Below are 18,640 nucleotides of genomic sequence, written 5' to 3'. Positions count from 1 at the left end.
GGCATCGCTCCAGCGCGGCGGCATCGTCGGACGACGGTGCGCGCCCGGTGCGCGGCCGCTGGTGGTGGCTGAAGTGGCTGGCCGGTCTGTTGCTGTGCGGATTGCTGATCGGCGAGGGAATCTATCTCTGGCCGCGGTTGCACGAATCGTGGAAGAACCTGACCGATATCCACTGGGGCTGGGTGGCGGCCTGCGTCGTCGCCGAGGCGGTCTCGCTCAGTGGGTTCGGGCGCATGCAGAAACAGTTGTTGCATGCCGGACACGTCGAGGTCAGCCAGCGGCGTTCGTTGTCGGTGATCTACGCGTCGACGGCGATGTCGGTCACGTTGCCGGCCGGTCAGGTGTTCTCCACCGGCTTCACCTACCGGGAGACCCGGCGGTGGGGGGCGAGTCCGATCGTCGCGTCCTGGCAGCTGGCGATCTCGGGCGTGATCGCGGCGGTCGGACTCGCGTTGCTCGGCTTCGCCGGGGCCATCCTCGCCGGTGGCTCGGCCAGCCCGTTCACCCTGATCTTCTCGATCGGCGGGATCCTCGCGCTGTTCTGGGCCGGGCACTACGCCACCCGGCACCCGACCCGGATCGATGCGGTCGTCCGCTGGTGCGTGGCCCGGTTCAACGCGATCCGCCGGCATCCCGCCGACGACGGGCTGCAACAGGTCCGCGACATGATCACGCAACTCGAGTCGGTGGAGATGCGGCGCCGCGACGCGGTCCTGACCACGCTGTGGGCGGTGATCCACCGGATGGGCGACGTCGCCTGCCTGGGTTTCGCCTGCTTGGCGGTCGGCGCCGACCCGCGCCTGGCCGGGGTGCTGATCGCGTTCGCGTTCGGCAAGGCGGTCGGCACGATTCCGTTCGCACCCGGCGGCATCGTCTACGTGGACGCGACCCTGATCGCGTCGCTCACCTCGGCGGCCGGCCTGCCGGCGGCCCAGGCGGTCGCCGCGGCATTCGTCTACCGCGGGGTCAGCTTCATCCTGGTGGCCATGGTCGGCTGGGTGGTGTTCCTGTTCCTGTTCCGCGGGCACCAGAGCGGGGGCCTGGAGTCCGACGTGGCGCTCGAGCGGGCGGAGGCAGAGCAGATGCGAAAGAACCGTGCCGGCTGAAGCGGCGCCGCCGGCCCGGTCGCCGATATCGATGCTGCCGGCGTTCGGGATCGACGTCGTCCTGGTGCTGGTATTCGTCGTGCTCGGTCGGCGGAGCCATGCGGAGGGCGTCACGATGGCCGGCGTCGCGACGACGTGGTGGCCGTTTCTGGCCGGGCTGTGCCTGGGTTGGGCGCTGCTGGTGATCGGTCGCCGGTCGCGCGCACCCCGGCTCGGCTACCGCGTGCTGCCCGACGGGGGGACGGTGTGGCTGACCACCCTGACCGGCGGCATGGCGTTGCGTGCGCTCGCCGACCAGGGGGTTGCGGTCAGCTTCGTCGTGGTCGCGGCCGTCGTGCTCGCCTGCTTCCTCCTCGGTTGGCGGGCCCTCTACCGCCTGCGGTTCAGGCGGCCGGCTGGCTGACCAGCGCAGCGAACATCCGGCTGGTCAGCTTCATCGCGGTGTCGGTGGTCTCCGGGTTCTGGGCGAACACCGCGAACGCAACGTCGCCGCGATTGCCGACGAACCACTGGTCCGGGCCGGTGGTGGCCGGCATGCCGACCACGTCCGGGAAGGCGTGCAGCGCCTCGGTGCCCGGCCCGTTGGCCGCCTCCCGCATCCGCGCCCGCAGCCGCTCGATCACATCCGGCCGCAGCGGTTCCGGGTGGGCGAGGGTGCTGCCCGGGTGGCCCAAGGCGATCTGCGGTATCACCAGATTGCCGTGCGTTACCGTCGCCGCCGCGACCGCCATGCCGAACGGGCTGACCAGCACCGCATCCGAGTTGGTCGGTTCGCTGCGGGCCGGTTCCAGGCCCATCCCGGATTCGGGTAGCCGGCCGGTGGTCTCGTTCAGACCGGGGATCTTGAAGTCGACGCCGAGGCCCAGCCGGGAGGCGTACTGCACGGTGTCGTCGGCGGTGACGTCCGACGGCGGCGTGCCCGTCTCGGCGCCCGCGGCGGTCTTGAACAGGTCCAGATTCGACCCGGCGGGGAACAGGCCGGTCAGCGCAATCGGGCCGAGGTCGGTGGCCGAACCGTTCTGCGCGACCGCCAGCACCGAACCGGTGGACGGCTGGATCGCCACGATGGCCGCCGGGGTGGCGATGCTGGCCACCGCGTCGGTAGCGGCCAACTGCAGTCGCGTGTCCATGGTGGCGGCGATGTCCGGGCCGGGCGGGCCCTGATACCCGGCCATCCGGACCGCCGGCTTCCCGTCGGCCTCGAACGTCTGCACCGCCCAGCCCGCGGTGGTGTCCCGGTTGGCTTGCCACAGGTTGCGTAGTCCGTCGAGCACCGGTGAGCCGATCCGCCGGTCCACGCTGAGCAGCCGGGGCTGCTTCTCCACCGAGACGCCGGGAATTCCGGTCAGTGCGGGGCCCAGGATCTCGAAGTCGGGGTCGCGCAGGGTGACCGCGGTGATCGGCTTGCCCTGGGCGACGACCAGGTCCTGCAGCAGGGTCTGCGAGGTCACCAGCGGGGCCACCGGCTCGATGGTGGCGGCGACCGCAGCGGTGGTGGCGCCGGGGTCGGGCATCTTCGCCGGATCCAGCAGGATCGCGTTGACCGGTTGCTCGGCCATCAGCACCGGCCCGTTCAGGGCATCCACCAACGGCGGTGCCGCATCGGTGCGGATCAGCTTCACGGTGCGCTGATGCCCCAGCTCGGGCATCACGACGCTGGGGTCCCAGGAGATCCGCCAGCCCACCGCCAACCGGCGCACGCTGCCCTGAACCGAGTAGATCCAGTCCTTGTTCTCGCCGATATGCCAGGCGACGTCCATGGTGAAGAACCCGGACGCATCGTCCAGCCCGATGAACTGGGTCAGTTTGTAGTCGACCGCGTCCGCCTTCAGCCCGTCGAACATCTGCTGAATAGTTGCCGTGGCAGCGTTCGGATAGGACGTCAATGCCGCTGCATTGGTCACATCCTGATGGTCGAGTGCCTCGGTGAAATGTCGAACGAGCGCCTCGGCGTCGCTCTCGCTATGTCCTAGCGAACACCCGGTAGCAGACAACGTGAGCGCGACGACCGCGCTCACCGCGGCTGCTGCTGTGATCCACACGCGACGGGATCCCCGAAAATCCATGACGCCCAATCTCCAGCCTTGTTGTAGCTCCAACAAGAGTTCCGAACCTACGACACCTTTACGATATCGGTGTAACGGGGGTCTGAGCATCCGCCGAGCGCGATTCAATCCTGTCGCTCTGATAACAAAAGCCACGATCCCACCAGGTATTGGGCGTGCCTTCGGGCGACACGCCAAAGTTCGAAAAGTCTCCGGTTTTTCGCGGCGTGTACCCGTGTCGCCGCACCTATGTAATCTTGTAATCACTATTACAAGAGGAGGACGCCATGCGGCGTGGATATCGCGAACCACGGGTCGGTCGGCCCGGCGGGTGGCAGCAGGCCGACGTGCCGGCCGCCGGGGACGCTGCCGATTGGTTCTCCGGTCGGCTGCCCGACGACTGGTTCACCGGCCCGCCCGAGGTGTCGGTGGACCGGGAGGAGATCGTCGTGGTCGGCGAGTTGTCGGCGGCCGAGGAGTCGGCCGCGGCGCTCGACGGCCGGATCGCGCGATTCCGGGAGGACACCCGGGCTGCGCGCATGCAGATCGCCGACGAGGCCGAGGCGCGGTACGGCCGCAAGGTCGCCTGGGGGGTGCAGGTGGATGGCCGACGGGCGTTGTTCACCCACCTCGCGGTGCCGGTGATGACCCGGCTGCGCCAGCCGGAACGGGCCGTGCTGGACACCCTGGTCGATGCCGGTGTGGCCCGCTCCCGGGCGGACGCGCTCGCCTGGTCGGTCCGGCTGGTCGGGCAGCACACCGAGCAGTGGCTCGACGAGCTGCGCACGGCGATGCAGAAGGTGGACGATCTGCGCACGGAAGGGCCCGAGCTGTAACGGCGGTGCCGACCGGCCCGGCCCGGTCGGCTCGCACCGGTTAGCATGCCCGCATGGCGGCCGGCCGAACCTTGCTCCTGCTGAACGGGCCGAATTTGAACATGCTCGGCACTCGGCAGCCGGAGATCTACGGTGCCGAGACGCTGGCCGATGTGATCGCCGGCTGCACCCGCACCGCGGCGGAGCACGGTTGCGAGTTGCGGGACTTCCAGTCCAACTCGGAGGGGGCGCTGATCGACCGGATCCACGCTGCCCGGGGCGCGGAGGCCGGCATCGTGATCAACCCCGGCGGGTACACCCACACCTCGGTGGCGTTGCGCGACGCGCTGGTGATCCCGGAGGTGCCGGTGATCGAAGTGCACGTGAGCAACGTCTACGCCCGCGAGCCGTTCCGCCGGCACTCCTACGTCTCGTCGATCGCCGATGCGGTGATCAGCGGGATGGGGGTGTCGGGCTACCGGTACGCGGTCGACTACCTGGCTCGGTTGCTCGCCGGCTGATCCGGGCCGAAGTCGGTGGCGATCCGGGCACCGATCCGATGCAGGAGGGCCGCCGCATCCCGCATCGAGCGGACCGGATCGGGTTGCAGCTCGGTCAGCGGATAGACCGCGGCGAATCCGGCGGCCCGCGCCTGCGCGACGCTGAGCAGGTTGCGGCCGGCCACCGCGACGACGGTGGCCGACCCGGCCGCCCGGGCGACCCCGACCGGAGCTTTGCCGGACAGCGTCTGTTCGTCCAACGAGCCTTCCCCGGTGATCACCAGATCGGCGTCGCGCAGCACGTCCCGGAGTCCGGTGCGGGCCAACACCACGTCGATCCCCGGCCGGAACTGTGCGCCGAGTGCGGCGAGCAGCGCGAAACCGGTGCCACCGGCGGCGCCGGCGCCGGGCGCGGTGCGCAGATCGCGGCCGGTGGCGGCGCCGAGCAGGTCGGCCCAGTGCTGCAGCGACCGTTGCACCGGCGCCGGGTCGGTGATGCCCTTCTGGGCGCCGAATACGGCAACGGCACCGTTCGGCCCCGTCAGCGGATTGTCCACGTCCGCGGCGAGCTCGATCCGGACGTCGGTCGGCAGGCCCGCGATGTCCACCGCGACCAGATCGGCCAGGCCGGCCGCGCCGGGCCCGATCCGGCGGCCGGCCCGGTCGGTGAGTCGAGCGCCGAGCGCCTGCAGCAGCCCGGCGCCGCCGTCGGTGGACGCGCTACCGCCGACCCCGACCGACAGTTCGCGGACGCCGGCGGCACGGGCCGCCCCGATCACCTCGCCGAGCCCGAACGTGCTCGCCTGCAGCGGGGCCGGTCGGCCGCCGGGCAGCGCGGCGAGACCGACCACCGAGGCCAGCTCGACCACGCCGGCCGCGTCGCGGCGGGCGTAACTCGTCTCGTGCGGGTGTCCGGTCGGGCCGGTGGCCCGGACCGCGACCCGCTCCCAGCCGGCGGCGACGAATGCGTCGACCGTCCCGTCGCCGCCGTCGGCAACCGGTGCACTTACCACATCCCGGTCGGGTCGAACCGACCGGATCCCGGCGGCGACCGCGGCGGCGACCTGGGCCGCGCTCAGCGAGCCCTTGAACTTGTCCGGAGCGACGACGACGCGCATCAGCGCGCCGGCGCGGGGGTGCGGCGCATCTCAGGCCGCCTTCACCGCGCCGTCGACCGCGTCCTGCAGCACCTCGCGAACCAGCCGAGCGATCTCGGTCGGCCGCGGTGGCAGCTCGGTCACCGGGTGGCCGAGCCAGCAGGAGGCGTTCTCGGTCGCGGTCCGGGTGGTCGGTGCCACATTGTCCGGGCCGTAACTGATCCCGAGCGGGATGAGCACCGGGGTCACCCCGAGCTTGCGAGCCCGGACCACGATGTGTCCGATGCCGCTGCCGACCGATTGCACCCGGGTCGGGTCCACGTCGTTGCAGGTACCTTCCGGGAAGATCGCGAGGTGGTCGCCGCGCTGCATCCGCTCGGCGCTGATCGTCATCATCTGCTGCCCGGCAGCGGCGACCGCGCGGATGCCGTGGTCCTTACCCCGGAACACCGGGATACCGCCCATCATCTCGACCTTGTCCCGGAGCCGGGGATCGACGAACAACTCGTCCTTCGCCAGGACCCGAGCGTGTCCGATCGCCGGCCGTAACCGGCTGCGCCAGGCGGTGGCCGCGACCACGTACGGGTCCTGTTCGCTGAGGTGGTTGGCCACCACGATCAGGCGTTGCCCGGCCTGCAGAGCCCGTCGGATCGCTGCTGCGGCGCCGACCGCACCGCCGACCCGGGGTCGGTACCGGCGCGCCAGGATCGCATACGACAACCGTGACTTCAGCACGTTCTGCCGGTGGTCGCGGTAGAAGTCGTAGACGGCGTCGCTGTTCTCCAGCGTCACCTCGGGTCGGTCCATGAGCTCAACCCTACGACACCGTAGGTTTGCCGGCAGGCCGGAATACCGGCTGATCGTGACCCCCGGAGCGGCGCCCGCCGGGAGTAGACTATTGAAAAGCTGACTACTTCTGGAGGCGACATGCCCGCCGTGACCGTGGACGACCGGACGACGCTCCCGGTGCTGTCGGTTCCCGGGGCGAATCCCCGACCGCGGCCGGTCCGGGAGGTCACCACTGCGCCGCGCGGGTTCGAGGGGGAGGGTTTTCCGGTCCACCGGGCCTTCGCCGGGGTGCCGATGCACCTGCTCGACCCGTTCATCCACATGGACCAGATGGGCGAAGTGGACTACGGAGCGGGCGAACCCAAGGGCACGCCGTGGCACCCGCATCGCGGTTTCGAGACCGTGACGTACATGATCGACGGGATCATGGAGCATCAGGACTCCAACGGCGGCGGCGGCAGCATCGGCGGGGGCGACACCCAATGGATGACCGCGGGCGGCGGCATCCTGCACATCGAAGCACCGCCGGAGCAGCTGGTCGCCACCGGTGGGCTCTTCCACGGGGTCCAGCTCTGGGTGAATCTGCCGCGGTCGCACAAGCTCATCGCGCCGCGGTATCAGGACATCGGTGCCGGCCGGGTATCGCTACTGACCTCGCCGGACGGGGGCGCGCTGATCCGGGTGATCGCCGGCGAGGTCGGTGCGTACGCCGGGCCGGGCGCCACGCATACCCCGGTCGTCCTCCTGCACATCACGATTTCCCCGGGCGCGCAGGTGGTCCTGCCGTGGAATCCCGAGTTCAACGCGCTCGCCTACGGTTTGGCCGGTCGCGGCACGGTCGGTGCCGAGCAGCGGCCGATCCGCGACGGTCGGCTCGCGGTGTTCGACGGCGGGCACACCGGCGACACGCTGGTCCTGCAGGCGGCCGACACGCAGGATTCACGAACCGCGGCGTTCGAGGTGTTCGTCATGGGGGGCAAGCCGATTCGCGAGCCGATCGCGATGGCCGGACCGTTCGTGATGAACACCAAGGCCGAGGTCGAGCAGGCATTCCGCGACTACGAAGCCGGTCGGTTGGGTGTGCTCCCTGCGGCCCACGGTTGACGCCCGGACCGAACCTTTTGCGGCCGAACCGTTGCGGGGGACTCGTTGCTTCGGGCAACGACGCCCTCGTATTCTTGGCGGCGCGTGTTCGTAGTCGGGAGGAGAGCAAGTGGCGGCACCCACGACACCGCACGTGGACATCCACCGCGCCGGCGACCGGCGGAAAACCCGTACGGCCTGGCTGGATTCGAAACACTCCTTCTCGTTCGGCGCGCACTACGATCCGGAGAACACCCATCACGGGCTGCTCCTGGTCAACAACGACGACATCGTCGCTCCCGGCGCCGGATTCGATCTGCACCGGCACCGCGACCTGGAAATCGTCACCTGGGTGCTCAGTGGCAGCCTGGTCCATCAGGATTCGCTCGGGCATGCCGGAGTGATCTACCCCGGGTTGGCCCAACGGGTCAGCGCTGGCTCGGGGATCGAACACGCCGAACGTAACGACTCCCGGCGGTCGGCGGGCGAGAACCGGGACGTGCCGGTGCATTTCATCCAGATGTGGGTGATGCCGGACGAACCCGGGCGACCGCCCGATTATCGACAACACGACGTCACCGCCGATCTGGCCGGTGGCGCGCTGGTGCCGATCGCGTCCGGCTTGCCGCGGCACCGGGACACCGCCGCCATCACGATCAACAGCCGATACTCCGCGTTACACGTCGCCCGACTGCGGCCGGGGGTGCCGGTACTCCTGCCGGCGGCGCCCTACGTGCACGTGTTCGTCGCCCGCGGCGACGTGACGGTGGAAGAGATCGGCCCGGTGTACGCGGGCGACGCGATCCGGCTCCGCCGGGACGGCGCTCGACAGGTGCTGGCGGCCGCCGGCGCGGAGATCCTGGTCTGGGAGATGCATGCCCGACTCGGGGGCATGCGGTAACGGGCCCGCGCCCGGATCCGAATCCGCAACCCCGACACCTCGGCGTAACGGCTGCCGGCTGACTAGCATGGGTGGTCAGTGGTCGCAAATCTGCAGGAGTTGTCGATGTCCTCTCCACCGCAAGGCCCCCCCGGCGGTCCGTACGGCAGCTACCCGGCGGGCGATAACTATCCGGCCCAGCCGGGCTATCCAGCGCAGCCGGGCTATCCGTCCCAGCCGGGCTATCCGTCTCAGCAGGGCTACGTGCCGCAGCAGGGCGGCTATCCGCCCGACGGCTACCAGCAGCCGCGGTCCGGCAACGGCATGGCGATAGCGGCGTTGATCCTCGGCATCCTCGCGTTGCTGTCCAGCTGGACGGTCGTGGGCGGGGTGTTCTTCGGTCTGCTTGCGCTGATCTTCGCGTTCGTCGGTTGGCGCCGCGCGCGAACCCGCGCCGGCGGCTCGGGCTTGTCGATCACCGGCGGGGTGCTCGGGTTGCTGGGGATAGCGATCGCGGTGGGGTTGTTGATCCTCGGGATCGGCATATTCAATCAGGTCGGCGGCAGCGACTACGTGACCTGCGTCCGCGATGCGGGCAGCGATCAGACCGCGTTGGAGCAATGCGCCGACGAGTTCCAGCAAGGCCTGGAAGACCAGTTCGGCACCGGCGTGGTCGTGCCGACGCCCTGACCGGCCGGGTCGGTAGCCTCGTCAGGGTGACCTCCACAACCCCGCTGAACAGCCCCGACATCCCGACCACCGGCATCGACCGGTCCGGCATCGACCTGAGTTTCGTCGACGCCGGAACCCGGGTGCAAGACGACCTGTTCGAGCATGTGAACGGGCGGTGGCTGGCCGGCTCGGAGATCCCGCCGGACCGGGCGGTGGACGGTGCGTTCCGCACGCTCTACGACCAGGCCGAACTTGACGTCCAGGCGATCATCACCGAGGCGGCTGCGGCCGGGGCGGAGCTCGGCAGCGACACCCGCCGGATCGGCGACCTGTACGCGAGTTTCATGGCCGAAGCTGCGATCGACGCGGCCGGGGTGACGCCGATCGCCGACGAACTCGCCGCGATCGCCGCGGTGCCGGACCGGTCGGCCGCGGCTCGTCTGCTGGGCGAGCTGCAACGGGTCGGGGTGCGGGGCCCGGTGGCGTTGTCGGTCGATACCGACGACCGGAACTCACAGCGCTACCTGGCCGACCTGCGCCAGTCCGGGCTGGGCCTGCCGGACGAGTCGTACTACCGTGAGCCGGCCCATGCGCAGGTGCGGGCCGAGTATCTGACGCATATCGGAGCGATGTTCGCGTTGGCCGGCGTGACCGCGGACCCGCAGCGGGTGGTCGAGGTGGAGACGGCGTTGGCGGCCGGGCAGTGGGATGTGGTCCGCCGGCGCGACGCCGAGCTGTCCTACAACCCGACGACGCTCGTCGAGCTGATCGCGGCGCGCCCCGGCTTCGACTGGTCGGCATGGCTGGCCGGGTTGGCCGCCGGGGTCGGCGGGCCGGGCGATCGGTTCGCCGAGCTGATCGCTCGGCAGCCCAGTTATCTCGACGAGTTCACCCGGGTGTGGACCGAGTTCCCACTCGACGACTGGCGCGCGTACCTCACCTGGCGGGTGCTCGCTGCACGGGCGCCCTACCTGGCGGCACCGCTGGTCGAGCAGAACTTCGCGTTCTACGGCCGGACGCTGAGCGGGACCCAGCAGAACCGGGATCGGTGGAAGCGCGGCGTCACGCTCGTGCAGGAGCTGCTGGGTGAGGCGGTCGGCAAGCTGTACGTGGCGCGGCACTTCCCGCCCGAGGCGAAAGCCCGGATGGTCGAGTTGGTGGCGAACCTGCAGGAGGCCTACCGGCGCAATATCGCCGAGCTGGAGTGGATGAGCCCGCCGACTCGGGAGGCAGCGTTGGCCAAGCTGGCCAAGTTCACCCCGAAGATCGGCTACCCGGACGTCTGGCGGGACTACGCCGATCTGTTGATCGAGGCGGACGATCCGGTCGGCAACGTGCGTCGCGGGTACGCCGCCGATTTCGATCGCGAGCTGCGCAAACTCGGTGGTCCGGTCGATCGCGACGAGTGGTTCATGACGCCGCAGACGGTCAACGCCTACTACAACCCGGGGATGAACGAGATCGTGTTTCCGGCGGCGATCCTGCAGCCGCCGTTCTTCGACATGAGCGCCGACGACGCCGCGAACTACGGCGGGATCGGGGCGGTGATCGGGCACGAGATCGGCCACGGGTTCGACGATCAGGGTGCCAAGTACGACGGCGACGGCAACCTGGTCGATTGGTGGACCGACGCGGACCGGGCCGAGTTCGGCAAGCGGACGGCGGCGCTGATCGCCCAGTACGACGTGTTCTCGCCGCGGCAGCTACCCGACGACGAGACCGTCAACGGCAGATTCACCGTCGGCGAGAACATCGGCGACCTCGGTGGGCTCTCGATCGCGCTGGTTGCCTATCGGATCGCGTTGGCCGAGCAGCCCGCGCCGGAGCTCGACGGACTGTCCGGGCTGCAGCGGGTGTTCTACAGCTGGGCCCAGATCTGGCGGACCAAGGTTCGCGACGAAGAGGCCAAACGCCGGCTCGCGATCGACCCGCACTCGCCGGCGGAATTCCGCTGCAACGGCGTGGTGCGCAACCTGGACAGCTTCCACGACGCGTTCGGCCTGCAGCCGGGGGATGCGCTGTACCTCGATCCCGAGCAGCGGGTCCGGATCTGGTAGCCGGCACGACCAGCTGGTAGCAGGTACGGCCCAGGACAGCGAACGGCCCGCCGCGGATTTCCCGGGGCGGGCCGTTCGTTCACTGCAGTGTCGGTGCTAGGCGTTCACCACGGTGACCACGTCGCCGACCCGCACATTGTCGAAGAACCAGGCGGCGTTCTCCGGGCTCAGGTTGATGCAGCCGTGCGAGACGTTGGAATTGCCCTGGCTGTCCACTGACCACGGCGCCGCGTGCACGTACACACCGCTCCAGGTCAGCCGGACCGCATCCCAGACCTCCAGCTTGTAGCCTTCCTTGGAGTCGACCGGGACGCCGTAGGTGGAGGAGTCCATGATCACGGTCTTCTCCTTGAGAATCACCGGATAGTCGCCGTTCGGCGTCTCGTGACCCTTCTTGCCCAGCGAGGCGGGGAACTCCTTGACCACGTCGTTGCCGATCTTCACCACGAAGTTGTGCGCCGCAGCATCGGAGACCGAGGTCATCGTGTCGCTGACCTTGAACGACGAGGTGGCGCCGGCAGCGCTCACGTTCACCGTGGTGCCCCGCGGCCAGTAGTCGTCCGGCAGCCACTGCACGTGGGTGTCGTCGACCCAGTTGAAGTGCCCGGCGACCTCGGTCGACGGTGTCACCACGATCGAACTCTCCGCAGCAGCGCGGTCGGAGATCGGCTGCTTGTAGGTGATGTCGATAATCTGTTTGCCACCGACGACGGCGTTGCCGCCCGGCTGGATCGCCGGGGTGAGATCGCCGTACGCCTTGAACGGCGTCAGCGCCGTGGTTCCGGGCGGTGCGTCGGGGACCACCGCGGGAATCCCGGCGATCTCCGGTCCGCCGGGGAACAGTGGCTCGGCCTGCGCGGGCAAGGCGAGCAGCAGGCCGGTCGAAGCACTCGCGAGGATCGCGGCAGCGATCCGCCGGATCCGAGTGTTCGGGTGCTGGTGATCTGTGCGATTGCGACTTGTCTGATCCATACCTGTCCCTCGGTCGCACGCGGCGGTCGCGAGCGAACTCATCGTGTGGGTGGCCCCGATGGCTATATCGACGCGCTTGCAGGGCTGTTACGGATGGGTCACCCGCGGATCACTCTACGGTCGACCGGCGGGTAGGCCAAGTCCGTCGAGTGGCGGATCAGGCTTCGGCGAGTAGCTCGAAGGGGTTCAGGCAAATGAAAGGCTACCCCAGCCAGGCGATTCCGGTACTGCTGACCGGGCGGTGAGATCTGGGCCACGCGCGGCCTCGGAGCACCGGAAGAACCCGGAAATTTCCGTCCGACTATGCGGATGATCGCAGTAAAACCAATCCATCACCGGATTGATGGCTAACCGACAGCGAGCTGTATGCGGGCAGCGGACCGAACTTGCGTGGCCGGGCGCGGCGGTAGCCGGCTTTGCCGGGCCGGCCGCACGATCGGTCGGTCGAATACCACGTCCTTTCCCGGATGCCACCCAGGCGGCGTCGGCGTGGCGGACTGCCCCGGCGTGTCGATTCGGTGACAGCCGGGTGACGGGTGGGGTTGCCGTTAACATTCGGCCCGCGAGGCGTTGTAATCCGAACACATCGAGGGATTCGAGGGACGGATGGCTGCTGTCGAGTTCGTTCAGATCCAGATGTCGATCTGCGCCCGGGGTGCATGATGCCGGCCAGATTGGAACTCACCCTGATCCACCCGGATAGCAAGGAACAGTATCCGGCCCGGCTGTACAGCGCGGCGCGCGCGATCTTCGGCGCCGAACCCGACGTGCGGGGGCCGCTGTTCGAGGCGTTCGCGGTGGCGCCGCTGACCGCGGGCGCGCCCGGCCGGTTCCGCTGGGAGCTCGGCTGGATCTGCTCGGCGCCACCGCCGTCGATGCCCGGGTCGGTCCGCTTCGGCCATGTGGAATGCCGGGTGCTGGACGTCCGGGTGGTCGAGCGCTCGTTCGCCGACCTCGCCGCCGGACCACCGGTCGGTTCGGTCGAGCTGGATGTGATCAGTCCGCTGTACTTCTCCCGGGAGGGCCGGGATCACCCGCTGCCGGACCCGGTACTGATCGTGCAGAGCCTGCTCCGTCGATGGAACGCTTTCGCTCCGCCCGAGCTGACGATCGATCGGGTGACGGCGAAAGCGCTGCTCGGGTCCGTCCGGGTGACCGGGATGGCCGGTGCGACGCCCCGGACCAACCTGACCCTGACCACCGAACAGATCGGGTTCGTCGGGCAGGTCCGGCTGGCGGTCGAACCCGGCGTGGACGCCGCGGTCACCCGCGCGCTCCGTACGCTCGCCGAGTTCGCGCCGATCAGCGGGATCGGCGCGCAGACCACGCACGGATTCGGCGCCTGCCGGATGCGCTCGGCCTGGGCCGGCCGGGAGCCGGCCCGCCGGCTCGCAGCGCGGGGCGGCGCGCACGAGTGGCGTTCGCCGGAGTTGCTGCCGTTGCCGAAACCGGTTTCGGCGGAGACTCGGCAGAAACCGGTTGCGGCCGAGTCGGCGGCGGCCGGGCTCGATCGGTTGCTGGCACCCGCACTCCGGGCGGACGGTGGCCGGCACAGCGCCATGACCGGTACCCGGCCGAGCCGATGGACGTTCCGCGTGCCCTGACCGATGCCGGCCGGTTTCGGTCGGTGGTCTCGTCGCCTGCTTCCCCTCGACACCCTGTGTGGCGCGTGGTGTAGTCATAGCGGGGCGGAGGGCGACGAAGGGATCGAGATGGCGAACAAGCGGGTCGGCATGTTTTTCCTGGTCGGTCCGGCGAGCCTCGCCCTGCTCGTCGGATGTGCAGATCGGGTCACCGGATCGGCCGTACCGGTATCGGGCGCGGGGATGGTGGAAGCGACCGCTGCGGCGCCGAGCACGAGCTCGAGCCGTCCGTCGTCGGGTGCCCGGCCGTCGGTCGAACCGAAGTCGACGCCGAAGGCCGACAGCGGGGGCGATATCGACTTCCAGGCCGAGATCGGCGAGTGTGTCCGGCTCGGTGGCACCGTCGACGACGCAACGATCCGGCATGCCGACTGCGGCAGCCCGGATTCCAACTACCGGATCATCGGTAAGGCACCGACCGACGCGCAGTGCATCGCCGACGCCGACGCCTACTACGCGGAAACGCTCGGCGGGACGCAGACCGGTGCCTTGTGTCTCGACATCGACTGGGCGGTCGATACCTGCATGGACTTGTCCGGTGCGGATCCCCAACGGATCGATTGCGGCGCGTCGACGACGGACGGCGTGCGCGTGGTCGCGATCCAGCAGCACACCGACGATGTCGACGGCTGTCCGAGCGATGGCGGATTCGTCTACGCCGAAAGGCATTTCGTGGTGTGTACGGAAGACCTGTGACCGACCGGACGATCCGGGCAAATATTCGATAGGTGTCGTCTCGTCCGACAAAAGTTTCTCAAATGTCTTAGATTGGGACACGTGAGCGCACCCGCCTTCTATGACGAACTCCGTGCCTTGCGGCTCGAACGCCTACTCGACGCCTCGGTTGCGATCATCACCGAAGAGGGCTGGGACCGGCTGAGCATGACGAAGGTGGCGCAGCGGTCCGGCGTACCCCGGCAGAGCCTCTACAAGGAGGTCGGCACAAAATCCGAGCTCGGCGCGGCCGTCGTGCACCGCGAGGTCGGGCGCTTCCTGACCGGCGTACGCGCGGGCATCGCGGCGCACCCCGACTCGGTCGCGGACGGGCTCGCCGCGGCCGCCCGCTTCGCGCTGGAGTACGGCGAGACCAACGCGGTCCTCAAGGTGATCTTGCGACCGGGACACGATCCGGAGCTACTCGAACTCCTGACCGTGCGTCCCGACGTGCTGGAACAAGTGGTCCAGGCCGTGCTCGACGCGCTCGGGCACCCGCGCGCCGGCACAGATGCGCGGGTGGTGGCGGCGCGGGTAGCGATGGTGGATTCGATGGTCCGGCTCACGCTGAGCCATCTTCTGCAGCCGACGGTCGGCATCGACGAAGCCGTGGACCGCATCACGCATACGGTCCACGGCTTCCCGAGCTGATCAGCGGCCGCGTTCGTCGTCGACCATCGACTGCACGATTCGGCGTGCCCGCACGCCGGCCCGGTCGGCCTTGACGTTGACGTAGCGCCGCGGCGCCAGGCCGTCCGCAGCCAGGCTGTCCTCGTCGACGCAGCGCTGCACCGTTTCGAGCACGGCGGAGTCGCGATCGGCCATCTGCGTGAACACCGCGAGCAACTGCTCCCCGACAGCGTCCGAGGTCGCCGCGCCGCGCCACGAAATCCGCAGGTAGACCCGGGTGGCGCCGGGCGAGATCGGGGTGAACGCGTGGGTCCGGACAAGCTCGAGTTCGGGGCCGTCCGGGCCGATGATCGTATAGGTCTGTTTGTGCAGGCCCGGCGTCACGAAGGTGCCCGTCTCCTTGCGCCCGAACGACGCGCTGCTGGCGAGCCCGGACACGAGCATCTCCCACGGAGCCAGCGGGGCGCCGGGCAGTTCCCGCAGATAGGACACCGACAGCTCGGAGATCTCGACCTCCTCCAGCGGCGGCAGCGCTTCGAGACCGGGCGGCACCATCTCCGGGTGCATGGTGACGACGTTGGTCAGGTCGAGATAGTGCTCGTGCAACAGCATGAAGTTCGCCGCCACCTCGCGCTGCTCGCCCGTCGAACGCCAGCCGTCGCCCGCCAACCAGGGCGTAGCGGGGGGTGGACGCAGCCGCGCACCGCCCGGCGTACCCGGCCAGATCCAGACGAACGGCCCGTGTTCGACCACCGGGTAGGCGCGGACCCGAGCCCCCAGCGGTGGCGTGTCCTGCGACGGCACCCGGACGCAACGTCCGTCCGGATCGTAGGTGCAGCCGTGATACCCGCAGACGATCCGGTCGCCGTCGAGATGGCCGGCCGACAACGGGTAGGGGCGATGCGCGCAGCGGTCGTCGAGCGCCGCGACCGAGCCGTCGGCGCGACGGTAGAGCACGACGGAGGTCCCGAGGATGCGCCGGGACACGAGTCCTCGACCGACCTCGTCGGTGGTGGCCGCGACGTACCAGCAATCGCGCGGATAGGTCATGCCGTGTGGACAGCTCATACGTCGAGCACCAGCTTCTGGGTCAGGGAGCGTGAGACGCAGGTCATGATCGTATTACCACGCTCGCGTTCCGCTTTCGACAAGACCGAGTCGAGATGATCCGGAATACCGTCGAGCACGTCGGTCTCACAGGTGCCGCAGATGCCTTCCATGCACGATCCGAGCACGTCGACGCCGGCCTTCTCCACCGCGTCGAAGATCGAGGTCCCCTCGGATACCGTCACTGTGACGCCCGACCGCGCGCATTCGACCTCGAAGGAGTTCAGTGCGTCGGCGGACGCCTCGATCTTCTTGGCCGCGAACCGTTCCAGGTGCAGGCTGCCGTCCGGCCACGCCGCACACCCGGCTTCCACCGCATCGAGCAGCGCACCGGGACCGCAGCAGTAGACCAGCGTGTCCGAGCGCGGGGTGCCGAGCACCGTAGCGAGATCGAGCAGTCCCTGCTCGTCCTGCGGCCAGACGGTCACCCGGTCGTCGTCCCCGAGTTGGTCGAGGAAAGCCATCGACGTCCGGGACCGCCCGCCGTACAAGAGATTCCACTGCGCACCGCGCGCTTCGGCAGCCTCGATCATCGCCAGGATCGGGGTGATGCCGATGCCGCCGGCAATGAACTGGTATCGCGGTGCGGATACCAGCGGGAAGTGGTTGCGCGGTCCGCGGACCCGGACCGTCGCGCCCTCGGTCAACGTGTCGTGGACGTAGGCCGACCCGCCCCGGCTGTTCGGGTCGCGCAGGACGCCGACCTTCCACGACGACTCGTCCGCGGCGCTGCCGCACAGGGAGTACTGCCGGGTCAGGGTCGGGTTCAGGACCAGGTCGATGTGCGCCCCCGCGGTCCAGGCCGGCAGCGGGCCGCCTGCCGGATCGGCGAGGGTGAGCTCGACGATCCCGTCGGCGACGTCCCGCCGGCCGGCGATCCGGAGGTCGAGTTCGGTCTCGGTGGTGTTCAGGACCCAGCCGTCGCGAGAGGCGATCCGGGTGGGCTCGGGCGTCGTCGCCTGCGCGCTCCGCCAGCGTCCGGCGGATCGGGGCTGCCGACCGATCGGCGTGAGGGTGACCATCATCGTGGTGTAGCCCCGGACGAAGTTCGACTGGAGGTATTCCGGTTCTTCCATCACCTCGATGTCTTCGAACCGGGCGAGCAGTTCTTCCCAGAGGATCCGCAACTGCAGCTCGGCCAGCCGACTTCCCATGCAGCGGTGTACACCGATGCCGAAGGAGAGGTGGTGCCGAGCGTTGGCCCGGTCGATGATGAACGCGTCGGGGTTCTCGAAGGTCCGCTCGTCCCGGTTGGCCGAGGCGTACCACATCACCACCTTGTCGCCCTTGCGGATGAACTGGCCGTTCAACACCGTGTCCCGCTTGGCGATGCGACGCATGTAGGCCAGTGGCGTCTGCCAGCGGATGATCTCGTGGACCAGCTTCGGCACGAGGCCGTGATCGGCCTTGAGCCGCTCGAACTGTTCCGGGAACTGGTTGAGCGCAAACACCCCGCCCGACATCGAATTTCGGGTCGTGTCGTTGCCGCCGACGATCAGCAGGACCAGGTTGCCGAGGAACTCCATCGGCCGGTTGATCAGGTCCTTGGTGTCTTCCGACATCTGCATCAGGGTGATCAGGTCGTAACCGGGCTTCTCCCCGGCGGCAAGTCGGGCCGCCTTGTCGTGCCATAACGCACTGAAGCTCTTCGCCATGTCGGCGACGCCGCGATACATCTCGTCCAGGTCGGTCGCGCCGCCGGTCGCCGCCGCGCTGGCGGCGGCCAGATCGGTCCAGTAGACCAGCTTGCGGCGTTGCTCGTAGGGGAAGTCGAGCAGCGTGGCGAGCATGCGCGAGGTCAGCTCGATGCTGACCTTGTCGACCCAGTCGAAGGGCTCGTCGACCGGCAGTTCGTCGAGCACCTCCTGTACCCGAGTGCGGATCAGCGCTTCCATCTCGTCGAGATTCTGCGGCGCGACGACGCCCTGGACGGCATTCCGTTGCTGATCGTGGCGCGGCGGGTCCATCGCGATGAACATCTCGATGTCCAACCCCTCGGGCGGGGTGCCGATCACGATCTGCGGCTCGGCCGAAAAGGTCTCGAAGTCCTTGTCGACGGTGAGGATGTCGTCGTACCGGGTGACCGACCAGTACGGCCCGAAGGCGCTGTCGGCCCGGAAGTGCACCGGGGCCTCGTCGCGCAGGCGCTTGAAGTAGGGCAACCATTGGCCCTGGGCATAGAGGAACGGGTTGCTGACATCGATCTCGGTGAGCGCCAACTCGTCGACGTCGGGGAGTCGGTCGTCGGGGAAGGCCGGCTGTTTGTCGCCGAGCACCAACCGCTTGGTCTTCTGATACAGGTGCAGCCCTTGAACCTGCCGCTCCATCGGGATCGTTGCCTGCGCCTTGTTGACGACCTGGTCGAGAACGCCCATGTCTACACCCACCTTGCGAAGAGTTCTTCCGACTGACAAAACTAAAGCATAAGTCTATGATGATGACAATATCCATTTATTTGTCGCATCTGTTCGATTCCGACGCGCCCGCGGCGGCGTCGCAGCCGACCGGCGCCGCGGGTACCGTGATCGTG

At 68.9% G+C, this 18,640-nt stretch carries 17 protein-coding genes; 11 read left to right on the top strand and 6 right to left on the bottom strand.

The window, feature by feature from the left end:
• Positions 1-47 precede the first annotated feature (47 nt).
• Complete coding sequence (locus KV203_RS18490) at positions 48-1,106, top strand: lysylphosphatidylglycerol synthase transmembrane domain-containing protein (protein WP_246600986.1); 1,059 nt, start codon at positions 48-50, stop codon at positions 1,104-1,106.
• A 31-nt stretch (positions 1,107-1,137) separates the two neighbouring features.
• Positions 1,138-1,509 carry a DUF3054 domain-containing protein gene (locus tag KV203_RS18485; protein WP_066469598.1) on the top strand — a complete coding sequence of 124 codons (372 nt, stop codon included), beginning with the start codon at positions 1,138-1,140 and terminating at the stop codon, positions 1,507-1,509.
• Here KV203_RS18485 and KV203_RS18480 read toward each other — a convergent pair.
• Complete coding sequence (locus KV203_RS18480) at positions 1,490-3,148, bottom strand: NTF2-like N-terminal transpeptidase domain-containing protein (RefSeq protein WP_246600216.1); 1,659 nt, start codon at positions 3,146-3,148, stop codon at positions 1,490-1,492. The two genes, KV203_RS18485 and KV203_RS18480, sit on opposite strands and share 20 nt — an antisense overlap.
• Positions 3,149-3,438: 290 nt before the next feature.
• Between KV203_RS18480 and KV203_RS18475 the strand changes: the two genes are divergently transcribed.
• Complete coding sequence (locus KV203_RS18475) at positions 3,439-3,987, top strand: hypothetical protein (RefSeq protein ID WP_066469291.1); 549 nt, start codon at positions 3,439-3,441, stop codon at positions 3,985-3,987.
• A 53-nt stretch (positions 3,988-4,040) separates the two neighbouring features.
• Positions 4,041-4,487, top strand: coding sequence for a type II 3-dehydroquinate dehydratase (gene aroQ / locus KV203_RS18470; RefSeq protein WP_066469293.1), 447 nt, complete (start codon positions 4,041-4,043; stop codon positions 4,485-4,487).
• Here aroQ and KV203_RS18465 read toward each other — a convergent pair.
• Both KV203_RS18465 and KV203_RS18460 read right to left on the bottom strand, forming a co-directional pair.
• Complete coding sequence (locus KV203_RS18465; protein WP_217995964.1) at positions 4,460-5,587, bottom strand: glycerate kinase; 1,128 nt, start codon at positions 5,585-5,587, stop codon at positions 4,460-4,462. The genes aroQ and KV203_RS18465 overlap by 28 nt on opposite strands.
• A gap of 27 nt (positions 5,588-5,614) precedes the next feature.
• On the bottom strand, positions 5,615-6,370 hold the full coding sequence (locus KV203_RS18460) for a lysophospholipid acyltransferase family protein (RefSeq protein WP_066469297.1): 756 nt from the start codon (positions 6,368-6,370) through the stop codon (positions 5,615-5,617).
• 120 nt (positions 6,371-6,490) lie between these two features.
• Between KV203_RS18460 and KV203_RS18455 the strand changes: the two genes are divergently transcribed.
• From KV203_RS18455 to KV203_RS18440, 4 genes are all read left to right on the top strand, one after another.
• Complete coding sequence (locus KV203_RS18455; RefSeq protein ID WP_066469299.1) at positions 6,491-7,456, top strand: pirin family protein; 966 nt, start codon at positions 6,491-6,493, stop codon at positions 7,454-7,456.
• Positions 7,457-7,565: 109 nt separating this feature from the next.
• Entirely contained in the window at positions 7,566-8,336 is a 771-nt protein-coding gene (locus KV203_RS18450; RefSeq protein WP_066469300.1) for a pirin family protein, read from the top strand.
• Positions 8,337-8,441: 105 nt separating this feature from the next.
• Complete coding sequence (locus KV203_RS18445) at positions 8,442-9,005, top strand: hypothetical protein (protein WP_083529990.1); 564 nt, start codon at positions 8,442-8,444, stop codon at positions 9,003-9,005.
• Between the two features lie 26 nt (positions 9,006-9,031).
• On the top strand, positions 9,032-11,044 hold the full coding sequence (locus KV203_RS18440; protein WP_281422382.1) for a M13 family metallopeptidase: 2,013 nt from the start codon (positions 9,032-9,034) through the stop codon (positions 11,042-11,044).
• Between the two features lie 96 nt (positions 11,045-11,140).
• On the opposite strand, the gene KV203_RS18435 is transcribed toward KV203_RS18440, so the two are convergent.
• Positions 11,141-12,016 carry a L,D-transpeptidase gene (locus KV203_RS18435; protein ID WP_066469602.1) on the bottom strand — a complete coding sequence of 292 codons (876 nt, stop codon included), beginning with the start codon at positions 12,014-12,016 and terminating at the stop codon, positions 11,141-11,143.
• Positions 12,017-12,678: 662 nt separating this feature from the next.
• Here KV203_RS18435 and cas6 point away from each other — a divergent pair.
• From cas6 to KV203_RS18420, 3 genes are all read left to right on the top strand, one after another.
• Complete coding sequence (cas6, locus tag KV203_RS18430) at positions 12,679-13,620, top strand: CRISPR system precrRNA processing endoribonuclease RAMP protein Cas6 (protein WP_169797492.1); 942 nt, start codon at positions 12,679-12,681, stop codon at positions 13,618-13,620.
• Between the two features lie 108 nt (positions 13,621-13,728).
• Entirely contained in the window at positions 13,729-14,355 is a 627-nt protein-coding gene (gene lppU / locus KV203_RS18425) for an LppU family putative lipoprotein (RefSeq protein WP_066469304.1), read from the top strand.
• Between the two features lie 81 nt (positions 14,356-14,436).
• On the top strand, positions 14,437-15,024 hold the full coding sequence (locus tag KV203_RS18420; RefSeq protein WP_066469306.1) for a TetR/AcrR family transcriptional regulator: 588 nt from the start codon (positions 14,437-14,439) through the stop codon (positions 15,022-15,024).
• Here KV203_RS18420 and KV203_RS18415 read toward each other — a convergent pair whose 3' ends face one another.
• A complete protein-coding gene (locus tag KV203_RS18415) occupies positions 15,025-16,053 on the bottom strand; it encodes an aromatic ring-hydroxylating oxygenase subunit alpha (protein WP_066469308.1) in 1,029 nt (342 codons plus the stop codon).
• A 14-nt stretch (positions 16,054-16,067) separates the two neighbouring features.
• Complete coding sequence (locus tag KV203_RS18410; protein ID WP_066469310.1) at positions 16,068-18,485, bottom strand: cytochrome P450/oxidoreductase; 2,418 nt, start codon at positions 18,483-18,485, stop codon at positions 16,068-16,070.
• Positions 18,486-18,640 lie beyond the last annotated feature (155 nt).

The organism is Skermania piniformis (assembly GCF_019285775.1).
GTDB classification, from domain to species: Bacteria; Actinomycetota; Actinomycetes; order Mycobacteriales; family Mycobacteriaceae; genus Skermania; species Skermania pinensis.
The sequence above is the reverse complement of the archived record's forward strand: the minus strand, read 5'-3'. Positions and strand labels throughout refer to the sequence as shown.